Source organism: Streptomyces davaonensis JCM 4913 (genome assembly GCF_000349325.1).
Classification (GTDB): domain Bacteria; phylum Actinomycetota; class Actinomycetes; order Streptomycetales; family Streptomycetaceae; genus Streptomyces; species Streptomyces davaonensis.
This window is the reverse complement of the sequence record NC_020504.1, coordinates 2,577,819-2,597,652: the sequence shown is the minus strand read 5'-3', so window position 1 is coordinate 2,597,652 and position 19,834 is coordinate 2,577,819. Positions and strand designations below refer to the sequence as shown.

At 73.1% G+C, this 19,834-nt stretch carries 20 protein-coding genes; 12 read left to right on the top strand and 8 right to left on the bottom strand.

Features of this window, described 5'->3' with window-relative positions:
• The first annotated feature begins 6 nt into the window (after positions 1-6).
• Positions 7-2,694 carry a SpoIIE family protein phosphatase gene (locus BN159_RS11245; protein WP_015657086.1) on the top strand — a complete coding sequence of 896 codons (2,688 nt, stop codon included), beginning with the start codon at positions 7-9 and terminating at the stop codon, positions 2,692-2,694.
• A gap of 23 nt (positions 2,695-2,717) precedes the next feature.
• On the opposite strand, the gene BN159_RS11240 is transcribed toward BN159_RS11245, so the two are convergent.
• Positions 2,718-4,046: an integral membrane protein gene (locus BN159_RS11240; protein ID WP_015657085.1), complete on the bottom strand. Its 1,329-nt coding sequence runs from the start codon at positions 4,044-4,046 to the stop codon at positions 2,718-2,720.
• Between the two features lie 113 nt (positions 4,047-4,159).
• Between BN159_RS11240 and BN159_RS11235 the strand changes: the two genes are divergently transcribed.
• The gene (locus tag BN159_RS11235; protein WP_041821200.1) at positions 4,160-5,401 is read left to right on the top strand and encodes a molybdopterin-dependent oxidoreductase; all 1,242 of its coding nucleotides are present in this window, start codon (positions 4,160-4,162) and stop codon (positions 5,399-5,401) included.
• 301 nt (positions 5,402-5,702) lie between these two features.
• Here BN159_RS11235 and BN159_RS11230 read toward each other — a convergent pair whose 3' ends face one another.
• Genes BN159_RS11230 through BN159_RS11220 form a run of 3 tightly spaced genes read right to left on the bottom strand, consistent with a single transcriptional unit; the run spans position 5,703 to position 7,776 of the window.
• Positions 5,703-6,464, bottom strand: a complete 762-nt coding sequence (locus BN159_RS11230) for a class I SAM-dependent methyltransferase (protein ID WP_015657082.1) — start codon at positions 6,462-6,464, stop codon at positions 5,703-5,705.
• Positions 6,461-7,072, bottom strand: a complete 612-nt coding sequence (locus BN159_RS11225) for a TIGR04282 family arsenosugar biosynthesis glycosyltransferase (protein ID WP_015657081.1) — start codon at positions 7,070-7,072, stop codon at positions 6,461-6,463. The genes BN159_RS11230 and BN159_RS11225 overlap by 4 nt, the downstream gene beginning before the upstream one ends.
• Positions 7,069-7,776 carry a glycosyltransferase family 2 protein gene (locus BN159_RS11220; RefSeq protein WP_086016418.1) on the bottom strand — a complete coding sequence of 236 codons (708 nt, stop codon included), beginning with the start codon at positions 7,774-7,776 and terminating at the stop codon, positions 7,069-7,071. The genes BN159_RS11225 and BN159_RS11220 overlap by 4 nt, the downstream gene beginning before the upstream one ends.
• 104 nt (positions 7,777-7,880) lie before the next feature.
• On the opposite strand from BN159_RS11220, the gene BN159_RS11215 reads away from it, so the two are divergent.
• Complete coding sequence (locus BN159_RS11215) at positions 7,881-8,567, top strand: response regulator transcription factor (protein ID WP_015657079.1); 687 nt, start codon at positions 7,881-7,883, stop codon at positions 8,565-8,567.
• A gap of 2 nt (positions 8,568-8,569) precedes the next feature.
• On the top strand, positions 8,570-9,682 hold the full coding sequence (locus BN159_RS11210) for a sensor histidine kinase (RefSeq protein ID WP_015657078.1): 1,113 nt from the start codon (positions 8,570-8,572) through the stop codon (positions 9,680-9,682).
• 6 nt (positions 9,683-9,688) lie between these two features.
• Here the strand turns inward: BN159_RS11210 and BN159_RS11205 are convergent, their stop codons facing one another.
• A complete protein-coding gene (locus BN159_RS11205; protein ID WP_015657077.1) occupies positions 9,689-10,678 on the bottom strand; it encodes an NAD-dependent epimerase/dehydratase family protein in 990 nt (329 codons plus the stop codon).
• An 87-nt stretch (positions 10,679-10,765) separates the two neighbouring features.
• Between BN159_RS11205 and BN159_RS11200 the strand changes: the two genes are divergently transcribed.
• Complete coding sequence (locus BN159_RS11200) at positions 10,766-11,299, top strand: barstar family protein (protein ID WP_015657076.1); 534 nt, start codon at positions 10,766-10,768, stop codon at positions 11,297-11,299.
• On the opposite strand, the gene BN159_RS11195 is transcribed toward BN159_RS11200, so the two are convergent.
• Together BN159_RS11195 and BN159_RS11190 are read right to left on the bottom strand one after the other, a co-directional pair.
• A complete protein-coding gene (locus tag BN159_RS11195; RefSeq protein ID WP_015657075.1) occupies positions 11,296-12,735 on the bottom strand; it encodes a sensor histidine kinase in 1,440 nt (479 codons plus the stop codon). The genes BN159_RS11200 and BN159_RS11195 overlap by 4 nt on opposite strands.
• Complete coding sequence (locus tag BN159_RS11190; RefSeq protein ID WP_193384276.1) at positions 12,732-13,421, bottom strand: response regulator transcription factor; 690 nt, start codon at positions 13,419-13,421, stop codon at positions 12,732-12,734. Before BN159_RS11190 ends, BN159_RS11195 begins: the two co-directional genes overlap by 4 nt.
• Before the next feature lie 157 nt (positions 13,422-13,578).
• On the opposite strand from BN159_RS11190, the gene BN159_RS11185 reads away from it, so the two are divergent.
• Genes BN159_RS11185 through BN159_RS11175 form a run of 3 tightly spaced genes read left to right on the top strand, consistent with a single transcriptional unit; the run spans position 13,579 to position 16,073 of the window.
• A complete protein-coding gene (locus BN159_RS11185; protein ID WP_015657073.1) occupies positions 13,579-14,919 on the top strand; it encodes a ferredoxin reductase family protein in 1,341 nt (446 codons plus the stop codon).
• A gap of 13 nt (positions 14,920-14,932) precedes the next feature.
• A complete protein-coding gene (locus BN159_RS11180) occupies positions 14,933-15,349 on the top strand; it encodes an FMN-binding protein (RefSeq protein WP_015657072.1) in 417 nt (138 codons plus the stop codon).
• A gap of 1 nt (position 15,350) precedes the next feature.
• The gene (locus BN159_RS11175; RefSeq protein ID WP_015657071.1) at positions 15,351-16,073 is read left to right on the top strand and encodes an FAD:protein FMN transferase; all 723 of its coding nucleotides are present in this window, start codon (positions 15,351-15,353) and stop codon (positions 16,071-16,073) included.
• Between the two features lie 20 nt (positions 16,074-16,093).
• Here BN159_RS11175 and BN159_RS11170 read toward each other — a convergent pair whose 3' ends face one another.
• The gene (locus BN159_RS11170; protein ID WP_015657070.1) at positions 16,094-16,894 is read right to left on the bottom strand and encodes a class I SAM-dependent methyltransferase; all 801 of its coding nucleotides are present in this window, start codon (positions 16,892-16,894) and stop codon (positions 16,094-16,096) included.
• Between the two features lie 97 nt (positions 16,895-16,991).
• Here BN159_RS11170 and BN159_RS11165 point away from each other — a divergent pair, with 97 nt between their 5' ends.
• From BN159_RS11165 to BN159_RS11150, 4 genes are all read left to right on the top strand, one after another.
• Entirely contained in the window at positions 16,992-17,291 is a 300-nt protein-coding gene (locus BN159_RS11165) for a hypothetical protein (protein ID WP_015657069.1), read from the top strand.
• An 85-nt stretch (positions 17,292-17,376) separates the two neighbouring features.
• On the top strand, positions 17,377-18,516 hold the full coding sequence (locus BN159_RS11160; RefSeq protein WP_015657068.1) for an ABC transporter ATP-binding protein: 1,140 nt from the start codon (positions 17,377-17,379) through the stop codon (positions 18,514-18,516).
• Positions 18,513-19,163: an ABC transporter permease gene (locus tag BN159_RS11155; RefSeq protein ID WP_015657067.1), complete on the top strand. Its 651-nt coding sequence runs from the start codon at positions 18,513-18,515 to the stop codon at positions 19,161-19,163. The genes BN159_RS11160 and BN159_RS11155 overlap by 4 nt, the downstream gene beginning before the upstream one ends.
• Positions 19,160-19,834 carry an ABC transporter permease gene (locus BN159_RS11150; protein WP_015657066.1) on the top strand — a complete coding sequence of 225 codons (675 nt, stop codon included), beginning with the start codon at positions 19,160-19,162 and terminating at the stop codon, positions 19,832-19,834. Before BN159_RS11155 ends, BN159_RS11150 begins: the two co-directional genes overlap by 4 nt.

Genomic DNA, 19,834 nt, shown 5'->3' with positions numbered 1-19,834 from the left:
AGGCCGTTGTCCGTCGCCTGGGACGACATCGGCGGACTCGTCGATGCCCACGAACGATTCCTCGCCGGAGCCCGCGTCGACTCGGACGTCCGGGATCCGGTGCTGGCCTCCTGGAAGAGATGCCGGTCCGCGGGGCTCGATCCGGACCGGCTCTACATCCCCTACGAGCCGGACGTGGCGCTGGACGAGCGGTTCACGCTCGCCGCCGGACCGGTCCTGGACAAGCTCGCCGACTCCCTCGCCGACCTGGGCACGGCCATCGCGCTCTGCGACGGACAGGGGTGGATGGTGCAGCGGCTCGGCGGCGGCCGGAACCTGCTCGAACGGCTCGACGCGGTGAGCTTCGCCCCCGGCTTCGACGTCTCGGAGGAGGCGGCGGGCACCAACGGCATCGGCACCGCGCTGATCGAGCGCGGGCTCGTCCAGGTCGTCGGCCGCGAGCACTTCGCCGACTGTCTCCAGCCCTTCGCCTGCGTCGGCGCCCCCGTCCGGGACCCGTTCAGCGGGCGGATCGAGGCCGTCCTGGACCTGACCTGCCTGCGTGACCAGAGCGACCCGGTCATGATCCGGCTGGTGCGGGAGGCCGCACGGGCCATCGAGGCCCGGCTGCGGGACCAGGCCACCGAGCGGGAGCGGGCGCTGCTGGCGGCCTACCGCGGGGCCGGACGGGAGCCGGGCCCGGACCAGGACGGCAGCGCCGGACTCGGCCGGATCGACCTCGCCGTGCTGCGCGAGCGCGCCGAGGCACTGCTCGCCTCTCCCGACCGCACCCTCGACGAGGTGACCCTGGCCGGCGGCAGGATCGCCACCCTGCTGCGCCGTACGGTCGTGGGCGCGACCGGGGAGAGCGGAGCCGTCGTCGAGGCCCGCGTCCTCGGCGGGCCGCGCACCGTCGCCCTCACCCGGCCGGCGCCCCCGCCCACCCTGCTCGCCCCGCACGCCGTGACCGCGCCCGCCGCCGACGGGCCCGGCGGACGCGTGGTGCTCGTCGGGGAACCCGGGGTCGGACGGCTCGCCGTACTGGCTCGCCGGAGGCTGGAATTGCTGCACGAGGCCGGGGTGCGGATCGGCGCCACCCTCGATGTCACCCGCACCGCCGAGGAACTCGCCGAGGTCGTCGTCCCCCGGTTCGCCGACTTCGCCGCCGTGGACCTGCCCGACGCCGTCCTCAACGGCGAGGAGCCCGAGCCGTTCGGCCCCGACGCCCCGCTGCGCCGGGTCGCCCTGCGCAGCCGCAACGACGAGCCGCGGCTGTACCACGTCGGCGACGGCGTCTCCTATGTCGCCACCACCCCGCAGGCCCGCAGTCTGGAGAGCGGCCGGGCGGTCCTGGAGCCGGTGCTGTCCGAGGCGGGCGGCTGGTTCGCGCAGGATCCGGTACGGCTGGAGCGGGTGCTCGCGGCCGGGACGCACTCCCTGATCACCGTGCCGCTGCGGGCGCGCGGCGCCACTCTCGGCGTGGTCAGCTTCTATCGTTGCGCCAACCCCGAGCCCTTCGAGGGCGACGATCTCTCCCTCGCCCAGGAACTGGGCGGCCGGGCCGCGATGTGCGTCGACAACGCCCGCCGCTTCACCCGCGAGCACAACACCGCCCTCGCCCTCCAGCGCAGTCTGCTGCCCCGGGGCCGCTCCGAGCAGCGCGCCGTCGAGGTCGCCTACCGCTATCTGCCCGCGCAGGCCGCGGTCGGCGGTGACTGGTTCGACGTCATCCCGCTCTCCGGCGCCCGGGTGGCCCTGGTCGTCGGGGACGTCGTCGGGCACGGGCTGCACGCCGCCGCCACGATGGGCCGGCTGCGGACGGCCGTGCACAACTTCTGCGCCCTGGACCTGCCCCCGGACGACGTCCTCACCCATCTCGACGATCTGGTGGGGCGCCTTGACCGGGGCGAGGGCTGGGCGGTGGAGAACGCGCCCTCCGAGAGCTGGAGCATCGGCGCCACCTGTCTGTTCGCCGTCTACGACCCGGTGTCCCGGCGCTGCACCCTCACCCGCGCCGGGCACCCCCTGCCCGCGGTCGTCGCCCCCGACGGCTCGGTGGACTTCGTCGACCTGCCCTCAGGGCCGCCGCTCGGCCTCGGCGGCATGCCCTTCGAGACGGCGGAGCTGGAACTGGCCGAGGGCAGCCAGCTGGTGCTCTACACCGATGGACTCGTCGAGGACCGGCACCGGGACATCGACACCGGACTCGAACGGCTCCGTGCCGTCCTCGCCCACCCGGGCCGGGCCCCCGAGGACACCTGCGAGGCCGTCCTCGACGCCCTGCTCCCGGCCCGCCCCGGCGACGACGTGGCGCTGCTGGTCGCCCGCACCCATGTCCTCGGGCCCGACCGGGTCGCCCAGTGGGACCTGCCGAGCGACCCGTCGGTCGTCTCCCGCGCCCGCGCCGCGGTGACCGGGCAGCTCGCCGCCTGGGGCCTGGACGAACTCGCCTTCACCACCGAGCTGGTCGCCAGCGAACTCTTCACCAACGCCATCCGGTACGCCACCGGCCCCGTCCAGCTCCGGCTGCTCCGGGACCGCGCCCTGATCTGCGAGGTCTCCGATGGCAGCGGCACCTCACCGCGGCTGCGCCGGGCCCGGTCCGAGGACGAGGGCGGCCGCGGGCTCTTCCTCGTCGCCCAGCTCACCGAGCGCTGGGGCACCCGCTACACCCCCCAGGGCAAGGTCATCTGGACCGAGCAGCCCCTGCCCTGACCGACCGAACAGCCCTGCCCCGATCACCAGCCCGTCCACAGCAGGTGGTTGACGAGCAGCGCGAGCACCGCCTGTACGGCGAGCCAGCCGCGCCGGCCGGTCAGGAACGCGCACGACGACAGCAGCCACAGCGCGAACGGCAGCCAGATCCGCTCGGTCTCCGCCTTGCTCATCCCCGACAGATCGGCGACGAGCATCGCGGTGAGCGCGGCCGCCACCAGCACCGCGAGCCGGAAAGCGGCCGTGCTCCCGCCGCGCAGCAGTGCCACTCCGGTCCGCCGCAGGCCCGCCGCCGTCGCCAGCCCCACCACCAGTACCTGGCAGGCGAGGTTGGCCCACACCCAGTAGGACTGCGGCCGGGTGCCCCCGGCGCCCTGGTCGTACCGGGTGACCAACAGGTCGTACGCCTCCCACCAGTAGAAGCCGAGCCCGGTGAGGACCAGGGGCACCACCAGGAATCCGGCCCCGGCGAAGAGCAGCGGCCGTAGCCGCTCCGAGCCCAGGAACAGCACCGCCGCCGCGAGCACGACGTAGAGGGTGAGGCCGTAGGACAGATACACCGTCAGGCCGAACAGGAGGCCGGAGGCGGAGGCGGTCAGGCGCGGTCGCCGGCCCGTGACCGCCAGTGCGAGCAGGGCCACCGCCCAGGTGGCCACCGCCGCGAACCAGGCGTCGGCGGAGGCGCCCAGCCACACCGCGCCCGGTGCCAGGGCCAGGAACGGCGCGGCGCGGCGGGCGAGTTGCTCGTCGGCCAGGGTGCGGACGGTGACGAGGATCGCGACGGCGGCCGTGGCGCCGGTGACGATGCACCACACGCCGGCCCAGGCGCCGCCGCCCAGGCCGATCCGGTCCAGGTACACGAAGGTGAGCGTGGCCGCCGGGGGATGGCCCGCGATATGCGCGGGCCAGTGGTCCGGGGTGCCGATCAGGATGTGCCCGGTGAAGTCCCGCAAGGTGGCCGGGATGTCCTGGAAGCGGTCGATGACCTGGAGGTATTCGTACCGGGTCGTCAGGCGGCGGGCGATTCCGCGGTGCCAGCCGTCGACCAGCGCCAGCGAGAAGATCCACGCCGTGCCCGTGCCCCACACCGTGAACAGCAGCCCGCGCCAGGGCAGTCGGGCGGCCAGCGCGGGGCCGTACGCCACCACCGCGACCGCGACGACGACCGCCGCCGGGGTGCCGGGGCCGGTGTGCGGGCCCCAGTCGGCCAGCAGTGGTGGCCAGTCGACGAAGAGGGTGCCGTCACGGTGCTCGATCGCGGTGCCGACCACGGCGGCGAGCGCGAGGAGCAGCGCGGCGGCCAGGGCGGCGTACAGATCGCGGCGCAGGTCGCGGGTAGGTTCGCGGGTCACGTCAGCACGCTAGGGCGCGGACCCTGGACCGGACGGCTGACAGGCGGCGACGTCAGAGTTTCGTCATGGTTCGTGACGCCTTCCGGCACCCGCTCCCGGCCTACGGTCGGGGCATGAAAAGGTCCATCGAGCGTTCCCTGGAACGGTCTCCCTTCTCACCCGGCTTCTGGCGCAGCCCGCTGCGCGGCCCCTGGCTCACCTCGGTGCTCGGCGTGGTGCTGCTCGGCGGGATCACGGTGCTGTTCCTGACCGGCCTGGTGTCGTACGCGGCCTACAACCCGGATCTGTCGCCGGTGAACGACAAGACGCCGGACAAGGGGATCCTCGGCTTCTATCTGTTCTCCTGGCCGACCGATCCGCACTGGCTGTACCGGCTCAACCAGGGCGTCCATGTCACCCTCGGCATCACGCTGATCCCCGTGCTGCTGGCCAAGCTCTGGTCGGTCGTACCGCGGCTGTTCACGCTGCCGCCCGCCCGCTCCCTCGCCCACGCCCTGGAGCGGCTCTCACTGCTGCTCCTGGTCGGCGGCGCGCTGTTCGAGTTCGTGACCGGGGTGCTCAACGTCCAGCTGGACTACATCTTCCCGGGCTCCTTCTACCCGCTGCACTTCTACGGGGCGTGGGTGTTCTTCGCGGCGTTCCTCGCGCACGTGGTGCTCAAGTTGCCCCTGGCGCTGCGCAATCTGCGGCAGATCAGGGAGGAGAGGAACGACCTCGTCCCCACCGAACCCGCCGAGCCGACCGTGTCCCGGCGCGGCGCCCTGTGGTTCGTCGGGGGTGGCTCGCTGCTGCTGTTCGCCACCAGCGTCGGGCAGAACTTCGACGGACTGCGCTGGACGGCCGTCCTCGCCCCGCACGGGCCCGCCGACTCCGGCGACGGACCGAACGGCTTCCAGATCAACAAGACGGCGGCCTACGCGGGCATCCGCCCGGCGGACACCGGCGACGAGGCCTGGCGGCTGGTCGTCACCGGCCGCACCGGAACCGTCCGGCTCTCCCGCGCCGAGCTGCTCCGCCTGCCGCAGCACAGCGCCGCGTTGCCGATCGCCTGCGTGGAGGGCTGGTCGACCTCCGACCAGTGGTGGCGCGGCGTACGGCTGCGGGACCTCGCCGCGCTCGTCGGGTACGACGATCCACCGGACGTCTTCGTGGAGTCCCTTCAGCAGCGCGGCGCCTTCCGCCGGGCCGCCCTGCGCGCCAACCAGGTCGCCGACCCGCGCTCCCTGCTCGCCCTGTCCGTCAACGGCGAGGACCTTTCCCCCGACCACGGCCACCCGGCGCGGGTCATCGTGCCCGCCGCACCCGGAGTCCTCAACACCAAGTGGGTGGCCCGGATGACCTTCGGAGACCTGTGATGCGACCGACGCTTCCGCTCGGCAGCCCGCTCCAACTGCTGCTCCTCGCCTGCTCGTTCGCGCTCGCCGGGTATGCGGGCGTACGGCTGCTGGACGGGGACTGGTTCGAGATCGCGCTGTGGTTCGTGGGCGCGGCGGTCCTGCACGACCTGGTGCTGCTGCCGCTGTACTCGGCGGCGGACCGGGCGCTCGGGGCGGCGGCGGGACGACGTCGCGTGATGTACGTCCGGGTCCCGGCCGCCCTCTCCGGTCTGCTGCTGCTCGTCTGGTTCCCGCTGATCACCGGGCGGGTGTCGGACCGCTACGGCTCGGTGACCGGGCTGTCCCCGGACGGCTTCCTCGCCCGCTGGCTGCTGCTCACGGCCCTGCTGTTCGGCGGCTCCGCGGTCCTCTTCGTCCTACGGCTGCGCAGGGTGGCGAAGGACCGGCCGCCGACCGCCCACTGACCCACGGCACGCCACCCGGCGCGCTCGGCGCGGCGCAGCAGGGCGGGCGTGCCGAGACGCGCCCACGGGAAGGGGGCGCCGGCCGCGCCGTGCGCGTCGGTGACATCCACCAGGACCCGCTCGTCGAGGTCGAGCCCCGGCACCGTCTCCACGATCAACAGCCCGCCGGGGCACAGCAGTTGGGTCATCCGGTCGAGCAGTGCGCCCGGGTCGCCGCCGATGCCGACGTTGCCGTCGATCAGCAGGGCGGTGCCCCAGCGGCCCTCCGCGGGCAGCGGTTCGAAGACGGAGCGGCGCAAGGCCTGCCCGCCGAGTCGCACGGTGCGCGCCACCGCGGCCTCGCTGACGTCGATGCCGAGCACCCGGCGCCCCTGCGCCCCCAGCGCCGCCACCAGCCGCCCCGGCCCGCAGCCCACGTCCAGCACGGCGCCCTCGCACCGCCGCAGCACCTCCAGATCCGCCGCGTCCGCCGCCGCGCACCACCGCTCCACGTCCAGCGGCAGCAGCCAGCCGTCGGCCCGGCGCAGGAAGAGGGGACCCTGGCCCGTGTGCAGGGCGTGGGTGTAGGGGTCGGCGGACCAGGTGGGCGGGGCGACGGAGCGCGGCCGGGGAATCATCGGGGCCCCACCGCCGTGAACCGCTCCAACAGCCCCGCGAACCGGCCCTCCGGCGCCTCCTTCGCCACCGCCCGCGCGTCCTCGGCCGTGTCCACGTCCCGCAGCACCGGCAGGTCCCGCACCCGCAGCCCCGCCAGCCGGGCCCGCTGGGCGGCGCCGGTGTGCGGGGTCGACATCGGGACGCCGCGCAGCAGCGCCGGGTCGGGTTCGGCCAGACCCAGGGCCCAGAAGCCGCCGTCCCGTGCCGGGCCGAAGTACGCGTCGCAGTCGGTGAAATCGGCGGTCAGCAGCTCCGGCGTCACCTGCGGGGTGTCCATGCCGATGAGCAGGGCCGGGCCCGTACAGCCCGCGAAGGCGTGGGCCAAGCGCTCATCGAGGCCGCCCGCGCACTGCGCGACGACCTCGAAGCCGGGTGGCAGCCAGGGACCCGGCGCCCCGTCCAGCACCAGGACCCGGCGCCGCGCGGGCGTCCGGGCCACCACGTCCAGCGTGTCCGCGAGCGCGGCCTCGGCCAGCGCAGCCGCCTCCTCGGGCATGAACGGCGGGGTCAGCCGGGTCTTCACCCGACCGGGCCGGGGTTCCTTGGCGATCACCAGGAGTGTCGTCACGCGTGCGCCCCCCGCTCCGCCAGCACCCGGCTCATGTCCCGCACCGCCCGCCAGGTCCCCCGCCAGGTGCCCGTCACCTTGGAGGTGCCGGTCCGCGGCCGATAGGGGACGTCGTACTCGGCGATCCGCCAGCCCGCGTCCGCGGCCCGCACCACCATCTGGAGCGGGTAGCCGCTGCGCCGGTCGGTGAGGCCGAGGGCGAGCAGCGGTTCACGGCGGGCGGCTCGCAGCGGGCCGAGGTCGTGCAGGCGCAGGCCGGTGCGGCGGCGGAGGAGGCGGGAGAGCGCCAGGTTTCCGGCTCGGGCGTGCGGCGGCCAGGCGCCGCGGGACTGCGGGCGGCGCCGGCCCAGCACCAGGTCCGACTCGCCTGCGCGGATCCGCTCCACGAACGGCACCAGGTCGGACGGGTCGAGGGAGGCGTCGCAGTCGCAGAAGCACACCACGTCGGCTGTGGCGGCGGTGAGCCCCGCGTGGCAGGCGGCGCCGAACCCGCGCCGCTCCTCGCGCACCACGGTCGCGCCGAGCGACCGGGCGACGGCCGCCGAGCCGTCCGTTGAGCCGTTGTCGACGACGAGCGCGCGCCAGCCCGGCGGGATGCGCTCCAGCACCCACGGCAGCGCCTCGGCCTCGTCGAGACAGGGGAGGACGACGTCCACCGACGCCGGGTCCGGAACTGAAGCGGAAGAGGAGGTCACGCCGTTCACCCTACGAGCGCAAAAGGTGCGTATCGGTCATCGGCTCCTTACGAAACGAGGACGTCAGCAGGGGGACCGGCGCACTCGCGCGCGCGTGGTGCGAGGCTGGCGGCATGGAACAGCAGCAGCCCCGGATCCTCGTCGTCGACGACGACCCGACGGTCGCGGAGGTGGTCTCCGGGTACCTCGACCGCGCCGGATACGTCGTGGACCGCGCCGGTGACGGGCCCGACGCCCTCGCACGGGCCGCCGAGCACTGGCCGGACCTGGTCGTCCTGGATCTGATGCTGCCCGGCATGGACGGCCTGGAGGTGTGCCGCCGGATGCGCGGACAGGGCCCCGTGCCGGTCATCATGCTCACCGCGCGCGGCGACGAGGACGACCGCATCCTCGGCCTGGAGGTCGGCGCCGACGACTACGTCACCAAGCCCTTCAGCCCCCGCGAACTCGTCCTGCGCGTCGAGTCCGTGCTGCGCCGCGTCCGCCCCGCCCAGGCGCCGGGACCGCTGCGCGCCGCGGGTCTCACCGTCGACCCGGCGGCCCGCCGGGCCGTCAAGGACGGCGCCGAACTCGCCCTCACCGTCCGCGAGTTCGACCTGCTCACCTTCTTCCTGCGGCACCCGGGCCGGGTGTTCGGCCGGGAGGACCTGATGCGGGAGGTGTGGGGCTGGGACTTCGGCGATCTGTCGACCGTCACCGTCCATGTGCGCCGGCTGCGCGGCAAGGTCGAGGACGATCCGGCCCGCCCCCGGCTGATCCAGACGGTGTGGGGCGTCGGCTACCGGTTCGAGGGGGTCTGACCGTGCGGGACACCTTTCTCATCGCCCTCTGCGCCTTCCTCGGCGCCGCCACCGCCGGTGTGCTCGGGGCGGGCGTGCTGCGGCTGGTCCGGCGCCGTTCGCTCGCCGTGCACCTCGCGGTGGTCGCCGCCGTCGCCGTCACCGCGATGCTCGCGGGCACCCTCGTGGTCGCCTGGGCGATGTTCCTGTCCGAGCACGACCTGAAGGTCGTCACCCTGGTCGTCGCCATGGCCGCCGTGGTCTCCCTGGCCACCGCCCTCCTGCTGGGCCGCTGGGTCGTCGCCCGCAGCCGCGCCCTCGCCCTGGCCGCCCGCTCCTTCGGCGACGGCGGCGCCTTCACCTCCCCCGACGGCCCCGCCACCGCCGAACTGGCCGCACTGAGCCGGGAGTTGGAGGCCACCAGCGCCCGCCTCACCGCGTCCCGGGAGCGGGAACGCGCCCTGGAGTCCTCCCGCCGGGAACTCGTCGCCTGGATCTCCCACGATCTGCGCACCCCGCTGGCCGGGCTGCGCGCCATGTCCGAGGCCCTGGAGGACGGGGTCGCCGCCGACCCCGACCGCTATCTGAAGCAGATCCGCACCGAGGTCGAGCGCCTCAACGACATGGTCGGCGACCTCTTCGAACTCTCCCGCATCCACGCGGGCGCCCTGGCCCTGACGCCCACCAGGATCTCGCTGTACGACCTGGTCGGCGACGCCCTCGCGGGCGCGGACCCGCTCGCGAGGGAGCACGGGGTGCGGCTCGTCGGCGACGGAGTGGCAGCGGTGCCGGTCGAGGTGGACGGCAAGGAGATGAGCCGGGTCCTCGGCAACCTCCTGGTCAACGCGATCCGGCGGACCCCGTCCGACGGCACGGTCGCCGTCGCCGCCGAACGTGTCCCCGACGGCGTGGTGCTGTCGGTGACGGACGGCTGCGGAGGCATCCCGGAGGAGGACCTGCCGCGCGTCTTCGACACCGGCTGGCGCGGCACCGACGCCCGGACCCCGCCGGCGGGCGCGGGCCTCGGCCTCGCCATCGTCCGGGGCATCGTCGAGGCCCACCAGGGCCGGGCCACCGTACGGAACATCCCCGGCGGCTGCCGCTTCGAGGTGACGCTCCCGGCGGCCGAGGGCTGAGCCCCGCTATCCGGCCGCCGCGAACTCCCGCATCCCGTCCTCGAAGCCGACCTCCGCCCGCCACCCCAACTCGGCCCGCAGCCGCGAGGAGTCGGCGGTGATGTGCCGTACGTCCCCCAGCCGGTACTCCCCGGTCACCATCGGCTCGGGCCCGCCATGGGCCGCCGCCAGCGCACGGGCCATGTCGCCGACGGTGTGCGGATCCCCGCTGCCGGTGTTGTAGGCCACCAGCGCCCCCGCGGGCGAAGTCGCCTCCAGAGCCGCCAGGTTGGCCGCCGCCACATCCCGTACGTGCACGAAGTCCCGTCGCTGGCAGCCGTCCTCGAAGACGCGCGGGGCCTCGCCACGGGCGAGCGCGGACCGGAAGAAGGAGGCGACCCCGGCATAGGGGGTGTCGCGGGGCATGCCCGGCCCGTACACGTTGTGGTAGCGCAGCGACACCGCCTGACTGTCCGTCACCCGGGCCCAGGAAGCGGCCAGATGCTCCTGGGCGAGCTTGGTCGTGGCGTACACGTTCCGCGGATCGACCGGGGCGTCCTCGCCGACCAGCCCCGGCGCCAATGCGTCCCCGCACTCCGGGCAGCGCGGCTCGAAGCGCCCGGCGTCCAGGTCGGCGACGGCACGCGGGCCCGGTCGGACGACACCGTGCCGGGCGCAGCCGTAGCGGCCCTCGCCGTACACCACCATCGACCCGGCGAGGACGAGACGCCGTACCCCCGCCTCCGCCATCCCGGCGAGCAGGACGGCGGTGCCGAGGTCGTTGCGGGAGACGTACTCCGGCGCGTCCGTGAAGCCGGTGCCGAGCCCGACCATCGCCGCCTGGTGGCACACCGCGTCCACACCGGTCAGGGCCCGGCGCACGGCGTCCGGATCCCGTACGTCCGACGCCGGGTCGGCCCGGACGTCGTACACGACGGGCTCGTGGCCGCAGGCCGCCAGCGCCGTCACGACCTGGGACCCGATGAACCCGGCACCGCCGGTGACCAGTACACGCATGGGCCCACGCTAGGGCGGCGACCGGGGTTTGCGGTGGCTCGACGGCCGCCATGTCATGGGTCCGTAAGATCCGGATAGGGTGCGCGCATGGCTGCCTTCGACCCCGACGCCGACCTCTCCGAGGACCTCGGCCTCCGGCTGATGATCAACTCCTTCATCACCCTGTACTGGCGGCGGAGCCTGCTGGACGAGGCCGTCGGGCGACTGCGTGAGGACGGCTACCGAGTCGTCGAGCTGGACGCGGGCCGGTGGGCCGCCGCCGCGGACATGCACCGGGACATCGCTGCCGCGCTCGAGTTCCCCGACTACTACGGCAAGAACCTCGACGCCCTCAACGACTGCCTGCGCGACGTCGAGTCCTACGAGTACGGCACCACCCGCGACGCCACCGGACTCGTCCTCGCCTTCACCGGCTACGACCGCTTCCGCCGGGCCGAACCCGACGCGGCCCAGAGCCTGCTGGACATCCTCGCCGACCGTGCGCGCAGCGCGGCCCTGTTCGGGCACCGCATCCTGTGCCTGGTCCAGAGCGACGACCCGGACATCGAGTTCGAGCCGGTCGGCGCGATGCCGGTCGACTGGAACGACGCCGAGTGGTCCGACGCGAAGCGGCGAGGCTAGACCGAGGCCACCGGGATCGACACCGTGAACACCGTCGAGCCCGGTTCGCTGGTCACGTCGATCGTGCCGCCGTGCGCCCGGATCAGGGAGGTCGCCACGGCCAGGCCCAGACCGCTGCCGCCGCGGTCGCGGCTGCGGGCCTTGTCGACGCGGTAGAAGCGATCGAAGACGCGTTCCCGGTCGGCGGGCGGGATACCGGGCCCCGCGTCGGCGACCCGGACACGGGCGAGCCCGTGCTCGACCGACACCGCGACCGAGACCTCCGTGCCGGGCGGCGTGTGCACCGCCGCGTTGGTGAGGAGGTTGTCCAGCACCTGCCGGACCCGCTGCGGGTCCACATGGGCGGGGAGCGCCGCGGGACCCGGTGCCACCGTCAGCGGATGGTCGGCATGGCTCGCGCGGAAGGCGTCCGCGGCCTCCTGGACCAGCTCCACCAGGTCGGTCTCGCGCGGTCGCAGCGGGGTCTCCACCTCCGCCGCGTCCAGCCGGGCGAGCAGCAGCAGGTCGTCCAGCAGGAAGCCCATCCGGGCGGCCTCCGCGCGCAGCCGCGCCAGGTGCTTGTCGCGTTCCTCGGGGGCGTTGGCGGCCGCGTACTGGAAGAGGTCCGCGTAGCCGCGTACCGACATCAGCGGGGTGCGCAGCTCGTGCGAGGCGTCCGCGACGAACCGGCGCAGCCGTTGCTCGGCTTCCGTGCGCACCGCGAGGGACTCGTCGATGTGCTCCAGCATCGTGTTGAACGCGGTCCGCAGCTCCTCCACCTCGGGCCCGCCGCCGCGCGCCGCGTGCCGCACCGGCAGCCGCGCCGAGTCCGTCAGATCGTGCGAGGTGATGCCGCGCGCGGTGTGGGCCATGTCGCTCAGCGGCTTCAGCCCCCGCCGCAGCATCGCGCGCCCGGCCACCACCAGGGCCAGCAGCGCGAGGCCGAAGGTCACGGCCTGGATGGTGACCAGCTCGGTGACGGTGTCCTCGATGTCGTCCATGGGCGCCGCGCTGACCAGCACCACCCCGGGCTCCACCTCGCAGGCCCGCAGCCGGTACAGGCCCGTGTCCTTGAGGTGCTCGGTGCGCAGCACCTCCTCGCCGGTGTCGACCCGCGCCTGCGCCACCGCGGTGAAGTCGTCGACGTCCTTGGGCAGATCGGTGTCCGTCTCGGGCTCGCGCAGCTCGGGCGCGCCGTCGGAGACGTCGTACACGGCGTAGTACCAGCGGTAGTACTTCTTCCCGGACAGCGTGCCGTAGTCCGCGATGCTCTTGGACTGGGCGACCTGCGCCTGCGCCAGCTGCGTGTCCAGCTGGGCCGACAGATAGTCGCGCATGTACGTCGTCAGCGCGGTGCCGACGACCGCGAACACCACCAGCGACAGCGCCCCGAGCCCCAGCGCGAGCCGGGTCCCGAGCCGCAGCCTGCCGTACGCCCGCCGCAGCCGCGTTGTCACTCCGCCGCCTGCCGGATGACGTAGCCGAAGCCCCGCACGGTGTGGATCATCGCCGGGCCGGTGTCGTCGAGCTTGCGGCGCAGCCGGCTGACGACCAGCTCGACGACGTTGGAGCGGCCGCCGAAGCCGTACTCCCAGACATGGTCGAGGATCTGCGCCTTGGTCTGCACGGTCGGCGACTTGCGCATGAGGTAGCGCAGGACCTCGTACTCGGTGGGTGTGAGGGTGAGGAGCTTCTCGCCGCGGTGGACCTCGCGGGTGTCCTCGTCCATCGTCAGATCGCCGACCCGCAGCACCGAGCGCTGGAAGCCGGGCCCGGCGCTGCGCCGCAGCACGGTCCGCAGCCGGGCCATCAGCTCCTCCACCGCGAACGGCTTGACCAGGTAGTCGTCGCCGCCCCGGGTCAGCCCCGCCACCCGGTCCGCGACGCCGTCGCGCGCGGTGAGGAACACCACCGGCACCATCGTCCCGGAGCGGCGCAGCCGGTCCAGCACACCGAAGCCGTCCACGTCCGGGAGCATCAGGTCGAGCACGACGATGTCCGGCCGGAACTCGGCGGCGCGGCGCAGCGCCTCCTCACCGGAGTTCGCCGTGACCGCTTCCCAGCCCTCGTACCGGGCGACCGTCGCGACGAGATCGGCGATCGGCGGGTCGTCGTCCACGACGAGCAGTCGTACTTTTTCCACCCGCTCATAGTGCGTCACCCGCCCCCCGCCGCCACAGCCCGATCCCGGCTCCCGGACAGATCGATAAGCACTTGAAAGATCGGCGACAGCGGATCGACAGCTTCTTGCGGCCAAGCTCAGTACCCCGGCCCCGGACCCCCATGAGGAGCTGCCACCCGTGACGACCGTCCAATCGCCCCCCGCGCCCCCCACGGCGATGCGCCCGAGGGTGGTGGCCGGCACCGGCCTGTACGCCGTGCTGGCCGCGAACGCGGCCGTGGTGACCTACTTCTTCGTCGACGTCGGCTTCGGCGCCTCCAACGCGCTGCTCGTCCTCGGCCGCCTCGCCGGTCTCTACGGCGCCCTGCTCATGGCGTTCCAGCTGCTGCTGGTGGCCCGGCTGCCGTGGCTGGACCGGCGGATCGGCATGGACCGGCTGACCTCCTGGCACCGCTGGACCGGCTTCGGCATCCTGTGGACGCTGCTGGCGCACGCCGTCTTCATCACCTTCGGCTACGCCGACTCCTCCGGCCTCGACCCGGTCAACCAGCTCGTCGACCTCGCCGAGACCGTCGAGGGCGTGCTGCGGGCCGTCGCCGCACTGGTGATCATCCTCGTGGTCGGCGCGGTCTCCGGCCGGTTCGCCCGGCGCAGGCTGGCGTACGAGACCTGGCACTTCATCCATCTGTACACCTACCTCGCGGTGGTGCTGGCCTTCACCCACCAGGTCGCGGTCGGTACGACCTTCACCGCCTCCTCCGCCGCCACCGCCTACTGGTACGCGCTGTGGGGCGTCGCCCTCGGCTCGGTACTGGTGGGCCGGCTCGTGCTGCCGCTGTGGCGGAACTGGCGCCACCAGCTGCGTGTCTCGGCGGTCGTGCCCGAGTCGGACAACGTGGTCTCCATCCACATCACCGGCCGGGACCTCGACCGGCTGCCCGCCCGCGCCGGGCAGTTCTTCCTGTGGCGGTTCCTGACCAAGGACCGCTGGTGGCAGGCGAACCCGTTCTCCCTGTCCGCCGCCCCCGACGGCCGCGGCCTGCGCCTCACCGCCAAGGCGGCGGGCGACGGCAGCGCCGCCCTGCGCCACCTCGAGCCCGGCACCCGCGTCTTCGCCGAGGGCCCCTACGGCGCCTTCACCGCCCTGCACCGCACCCGGCCGGAGTCCCTGCTCATCGCCGGTGGCGTGGGCGTCACCCCGATCCGGGCGCTGCTGGAGGAGCTGGCGGGCCACGCCGTGGTCATCTACCGGGTGGCCAGTGACCGGGACGCGGTCCTCTACGACGAACTGCGCGAGCTGGCCCACGCCAAGGGCGCCGAACTGCATCTGGTCACCGGCCCGGTGGCGCCGGACCGGCTGGCCCCGGCCGAGCTGATCCGGATGGTGCCGGACATCGCCGAGCGGGACGTCTTCCTGTGCGGGCCGCCCCCGATGATGAACGCGGTCCTGGGCAGCCTGCGCGCACTGGACGTGCCCAAGCCGCAGATCCACTTCGAGCGTTTCAGCCTGGCGGGATGAGAGGGACGACACCGTGAAGCGAGCCATACCCGTCCTGGTCCTGACCGCCGTCGGTCTGGTCCCGCTGTGGCGCTACGCGCCCTCGACGGACACCACGTCCGCACCGTCCACGACGGAGAGTGTCGCGCCGTCCCCTTCCGCGACCCCCTCCTCCACGTCCGGCAGCTCCGCTTTGGTCGTCGAGGGCCCGGTGGTGAACACCGAGAAGGGCGCCGTGCAGGTCGAGGTGACCTTCGACGGCGACGAGATCGCCTCCGTCCGGATGCTCCAGCAGCCGAACCATCCGCAGACCACGGCGGCCGTCCCGACCCTGATCGAGGAGACCCTCGAAGCGCAGAGCGCGGACATCGACACGGTGTCCGGCGCCACCATCACCAGCGACGGCTACAAGGAGTCCCTCCAGGCCGCCCTCGACCAGCAGGGCGCCTGAGGTGCGGCGCGTCGAGCACGTGATGGGGTTCCCGGTCTCGCTCCGGGTGGACGACGAGCAGGTCCCCGGTAGCGCCGTGGACGCCGTCTTCGCCTGGCTGCGCGAGGTCGACGAACGGTTCAGCCCGTTCAAGCCCGGCAGCGAAGTGTCCCGCCTCGACCGGGGCGAGATCGGCCCTTGCGAGGTCAGCGCCGACCTCGCCGAGGTCCTCGCCCTGTGCGAGGAGTACCGGGTCGCCACCGGCGGCGCCTTCGACGTACGGCTGCCCGGCCGGGGCCTCGACCCCTGCGCGGTGGTCAAGGGCTGGGCCGTGCAGCGGGCGGCGGAGCTGCTGCGGGCGGCCGGGGTGGAGCGGTTCTGTCTCAACGCCGGCGGTGACGTGGTCGCCGCGGGCGGGCCCTGGCGGGTGGGCGTACGGCACACCGAGCGTGCCGACCGGCTGTGCACGGTGCTGGAGATCACCGACGGGGCAGTGGCGACCTCCGCGCACTACGAGCGGGGCGCGCACATCCTCGACGGCCGCACCGGACGCCCGGCGACCGGCCTGCTCAGCGTCACCGTCATCGCCGCCACCCTGACCGAGGCCGACAGCACGGCGACCGCCGCCTTCGCGATGGGCACGGAGGGAATCGCCTGGGCGTCCGCCCGTCCCGGCTGCCAGGTGTTCGCGGTGGACGCGGAGCGGAGGGTGCTGCGGACGGAGGGGGTGCCGGTGGCGGCGTAGCGTCGGCGCTCAGGGCTTGATCAGGGCTTCGTCCCGCGGACCGTCCAGGCCCGGGCCGCCAGCGCGATCGTGCCGTCCGGTTCCTCGGGGAGGGACTCGGCGAGTGCGGTGCGCAGGCGGTCCCGGTCCTCGGGCGGGAGGCCGGTCACATAGCCGGCGGCCGGGCCCTGGCCCGCGAGGAACGGGGACCACAGGTCGGTGAGGTCGGTGAAGACGGTCGGGACGACGACCGGGGTGATCCGGACGTCCTCAAGACCGGCCCCGGTCCACAGCGCGTACAGCGGGTCCGGTCTGCACATCGGGAACCGGCGCCCCTCGTCCAGTTCGGCCGCCGCCGGATCCAGCGCGGCGGCCGCGTCCCAGAACCGGCGCAGCAGCTCCATGCCCTCGGCGTAGTCCCAGACGTACGCGGCGACCTGCCCGCCGGGTCGCACCGCGCGGGCCATCTCGGCGACCCCTTCGGCGGGCTCGGGAAGGAAGTTGAGCGTCAGACCGCTCACCGCCACGTCCCACGATCCGTCGCGCACCGGCAGCGCCCGCGCGTCGGCCACCGCGAACCCCACCGGACCGTGCGCCGTCTCCCGGGCCGTCGCGACCAGCTCGGCGGACCGGTCGCAGCCCAGCACCACCGCCGGCCGGCACCGGGCGGTCAGCACCGCCGACAGCGCCCCCGTGCCGCACCCCACATCCAGCCAGCGCAGCCCGTCGGCGTGCCCCTCCAGGCCGGTGAACCGCTCGGCCACCTTCCGGCTCCACCGCCCCATGTACCGCTCGTAGCCGGGTCCCGCCTGCCAGACGTCGAAGCGCCGCTGCTCGCTCATGACTCCACCATGCGGGACGCGAACGCCTTCGGCCGACATCCCGGCGCCCACCGAAAACGGGTCGTTGCGGCCGTGCCCACCATGGTGAACTGCGGTCATGAGTCTGACTGTGGAGATCTTCCTGGTCCGGGCGGACGGGAACATCGACATCCAGCCGACCCCCGAGGGCGTCCCGGACCTGGCCGGTCCGGAGAGCCGGCGCACCAAGGTCTGGGGCTCCCGGGCGATCCGCTCCCTCGGCGCCCGGTACTCCCCGGCCCTGGTCGTCGGCGACCTGGTCGCGCCCGAGGAGATACCCGCGTTCCTGGCCGAATGCGCCCTGGTCAAGGAGAACCTGGACCACCTCGCCACCCTCACCTGCTCCCCGGACCGCACGGTCGAAGTCCTGATCTGGTGAGCGGTCTAGACTCTCCCCGCAACGGCTTGCTCAACCCCGGCCGGAAGCGGGCGACTTCTGCCAGACCCGAAGGGTATTCGGCGTTTTGATACGGATAGATTCAGTCACCAAGCGGTACCCGGACGGCACGGTGGCGGTCGACCGGCTGTCGCTGGAGATACCCGACCGCTCGATCACCGTCCTCGTCGGCCCCTCGGGCTGTGGCAAGACGACGACCCTGCGCATGATCAACCGGATGGTCGAACCCAGTGAGGGCACCATCCTCCTGGACGGCAAGGACATCCAGCAGCAGCCCGTCAACACCCTGCGCCGGTCGATGGGTTACGTCATCCAGAACGCCGGTCTCTTCCAGCACCGCACCATCCTGGACAACATCGCCACCGTGCCCCGCCTGCTCGGCTGGGGCAAGGAGAAGTCCCGGGCCCGTGCCAGGGAGTTGATGGACCGGGTCGGCCTCGACGGGGCGCTCGCCAAGCGGTACCCCTACCAGCTCTCCGGCGGACAGCAGCAGCGCGTCGGCGTGGCCCGTGCCCTCGCCGCCGATCCGCCGGTCCTGCTGATGGACGAGCCGTTCTCCGCCGTCGACCCGATCGTCCGCAAGGGACTCCAGGACGAACTGCTGCGTATCCAGGGCGAGTTGGGCAAGACCATCGTCTTTGTCACGCACGACATCGACGAGGCGGTCAAGCTCGGCACGATGGTCGCGGTGATGCGCACCGGCGGCCGGCTCGCCCAGTTCGCCCCGCCCGCCGAGCTGCTGACCAACCCCGCCGACTCCTTCGTCGAGGACTTCCTCGGCACCGACCGGGGCATCCGGCGACTGTCCTTCTTCCCCGCCGCGGGCCTGGAGCTGCTCACCTCTCCGATCACCGCGATCGACGCCACTGCCGAGCAGATCGCCGCCCGCGACACGGCCGACGCCCCCTATCTCCTCGTAACGGACCTGGACGGCAAGCCCCTTGGCTGGGCCGAGCCGCAGGACCTGACCGCGGGCGCGATCGACTCGGCGCAACTCATCCCGTACGGGCGTCCGTTCGTGCCGGGCACCGACTCCCTGCGAGCCGCCCTCGACTGCGCCGTACTCTCGCCGACCGGCTGGGCCGTCGCGGTGGACGGGGAGGGCCGAGCGGCCGGAGTGGTCTCGCAGCAGACCATCGGCGAGGCGATCCGGGGTGCCCACGCCAAGAGTGCGCAGGGCGCGACGACGGAGAAGGTCGCGCGATGAGTGAGCTCTTCGACATGCCGAGCGACCTCCAGAACAGCTACCTCGGCCTGGTCGGCCTCCACCTGCGCGAGGCCCTGCTCCCGGTGCTCGCCGGACTGCTGGTGGCCCTGCCGATCGCTCAACTCTGCGTACGGCTGCGCTGGTTGTACCCGCCGGTGCTGTGGGTGACGACAGTTCTGTACGCGATCCCGTCCCTCGCGTTCTTCGTGATCCTCATCGACTACACGGGCCTGTCCGAACTCACCGTGATGATCCCGCTGGCCGTCTACAGCCTGGTGGTCCTCATCCCGGCGATCGTCGACGGCGTCCGCTCGGTCCCGCAGGAGACTCTGGCCGCTGCCAAGGCCATGGGCTTCGGCCCCGTACGCCGCTATCTCCAGGTACAGCTGCCGATCGCCGTGCCCGCGATCATCGCCGGGCTGCGGATCGCGTCCGTGTCGAGTATCTCCCTGGTCAGCGTAGGCATGCTGATCGGCAACCAGGGCGCCCTCGGTAACCTGCTCAACAGCGGCATGATCTACAACCAGGAACGCCTGATATGGCTTTCCGTCCTGGGCACGGCAGTGCTCGCGATCCTGGTCGACGCGGTGCTGATCGTCATCCGCATGCTGCTCACCCCGTGGATGCCTCGGAAGGCCACGCGATGAACATCCTCAATTACATCGACGCCTTCTTCAGCGACAGCGCGCACTGGCAGGGCTACGACGGCATCCCCACGCGGGTCGCCGAGCACATCGGCTACACCCTGATGGCACTCGGCATAGCCGCCGCCATCGGTCTCCCGGTCGGCCTGCTCACCGGCCACACGGGCCGCGGCGGCAACACGCTGGCCCTGATCGCCACGGCCGGCCGGGCACTGCCCAGCTTCGGCCTGATGGTCCTTATGTTTGTGCTGCTGGGCCTGGGCATGGCACCGGTCATGATCCCGCTGGTGGTCCTGGCGATCCCGCCCATCCTCGTCACCACCTACGAGGCCATGCGCTCGGTCGACCCTGCCCCCGTGGACGCTGCCCGAGGCATGGGCATGGCCGAGCCGGAGGTCCTCTTCCGTGTCGAACTCCCCGTCGCCCTCCCCCTGATCCTCAGCGGCCTGCGCTCAGCGGCGATCCAGATCGTGTCGACGGCGACGATCGCGGCGTACGTCAGCTTCGGCGGCCTCGGCCGCTACATCGTGGACGGCCTGTACCAGCGGGACTACGAGAAGGTGGTGGGCGGAGCGACGCTGGTGGCGGCGATGGCGCTGGCGACGCTGGCGCTGTTCTGGGCGGTGACGAGACTGACGGTCTCCCGTGGCGTACGCAGGGCGCACGTCGGTTAG